Here is a 1520-nt window from a genome sequence, read left to right on the forward strand (position 1 = left end):
GGGGCGGCGCGTCCGCCTGACATGGCGCCTCGGGGGGCGTAAGTCAAATCTGGCATACCAGATTGCGCGGCCCGGCGCGCGGGCCTATGGTGCGCGCGACCGCAAGGGGCCGCGCGCCTGCATCGGGGCGCGCCACCAAGGAGGAATGGCATGAAGCTGCTGCGCTATGGTCCCGCCGGGGCGGAGAAGCCGGGTGTCCTGGACGCGGACGGGCGGGTGCGCGACCTGTCGGGCCAGATCGCCGACATCGCCGGCGACGTGCTGACGCCGGACGGCCTGGCGCGGCTGGCCGGGCTGGACCTGGCCGCGCTGCCCCTGGTGGACGGCACGCCGCAGCAGGACCTGCGCCTGGGGCCCTGCGTGGGGCACGTGCGCAAGTTCATCGCCATCGGGCTGAACTATGCCGACCATGCCGCCGAATCGAACATGCCCGTGCCGGCCGAGCCGATCGTCTTCAACAAGTGGACCAGCTGCATCGTCGGTCCCGACGACGACATCCAGATCCCCCGCGGATCGACCAGGACCGACTGGGAGGTCGAGCTGGGCGTGGTCATCGGCGCGCCCGCGTCCGACGTGGCCGAGGCCGAGGCGATGGCCCATGTCGCCGGCTATTGCGTCGTCAACGACGTCAGCGAACGCGAATGGCAGCTGGAACGGGGCGCGACCTGGGACAAGGGCAAGGGCTTCGACAGCTTCGGCCCGATCGGCCCGTGGATGGTCACGGCCGACGAGATCGCGGACCCGCAGGACCTGTCCCTGTGGCTCGAGGTGGACGGCAGGCGCTTTCAGGACGGCTCGACCCGGACGATGGTGTTCGGGGTCGCGGCGCTGGTCAGCTATTGCTCGCGGCTGATGACGCTGATGCCGGGCGACGTCATCACCACCGGCACGCCCCCCGGCGTGGGCATGGGGCAGACCCCCAAAGTGTTCCTGAAGGGCGGCGAGACGATGCGCCTGGGGATCCAGGGCCTGGGCGAGCAGACCCAGCGCGTCCGCCCCGCGCGTTGAGCCCCCGTTGATATCCCCTTGTTGGCCCGCCCCGACCGTTCCGGGCAGGCCGGCCGCACCCGCGCCCGCAACCCTTCCGTGCAGGACCCTCGCCATGCCGCTGCGACCCTGTCTCCGGGCCTGCCCGTGACCGCGCCCAGCCCGCTGCGCGTGCTGTCGATCGGCGAGGCGATGGTCGAGCTGTCGCCCGCGGACGAGGGCGGGCTGTGGCGCCTGGGCTTTGCCGGCGACACGCTGAACACCGCCTGGTACCTGCGCCGCCTGCTGCCGCCCGACCAGCCGGTCGGCTATCTCACGCGGCTTGGCCGGTCGCGGTTCTCGGATGCGCTGGCCGCGTTCATCGCGCAGGCCGGCCTGGTCACCGACCGCATCACCCGCGACGCGGACCGCGAGGTGGGGCTGTATGCGATCCACCTGGACGGGGGCGAGCGCAGCTTCAGCTATTGGCGCGACAACTCGGCCGCCCGGCGGCTGGCCGACGACGCGGGCGCGCTGGCCGCAAGCCTGTCGGG

The 1520-nt window shown here is 72.4% G+C and carries 2 protein-coding genes; both read left to right on the plus strand.

Features of this window, described 5'->3' with window-relative positions:
* The first annotated feature begins 150 nt into the window (after nt 1-150).
* Nucleotides 151-1008, plus strand: coding sequence for a fumarylacetoacetate hydrolase family protein (locus DPQ23_RS15155; protein ID WP_112875590.1), 858 nt, complete (start codon nt 151-153; stop codon nt 1006-1008).
* A gap of 126 nt (nt 1009-1134) precedes the next feature.
* Nucleotides 1135-1520, plus strand: a 386-nt coding sequence (locus DPQ23_RS15160; RefSeq protein ID WP_240602854.1) for a PfkB family carbohydrate kinase, incomplete at its 3' end; no start/stop codon positions are given.

It is taken from the genome of Paracoccus endophyticus (assembly GCF_003286075.1).
GTDB classification, from domain to species: Bacteria; Pseudomonadota; Alphaproteobacteria; order Rhodobacterales; family Rhodobacteraceae; genus Paracoccus; species Paracoccus endophyticus.

Bases quoted from the DNA above. Each gene is read 5' to 3' on its own strand.
- DPQ23_RS15155 (WP_112875590.1), top strand. From the start codon at position 151: ATGAAGCTGCTGCGCTATGGTCCCGCCGGGGCGGAGAAGCCGGGTGTC.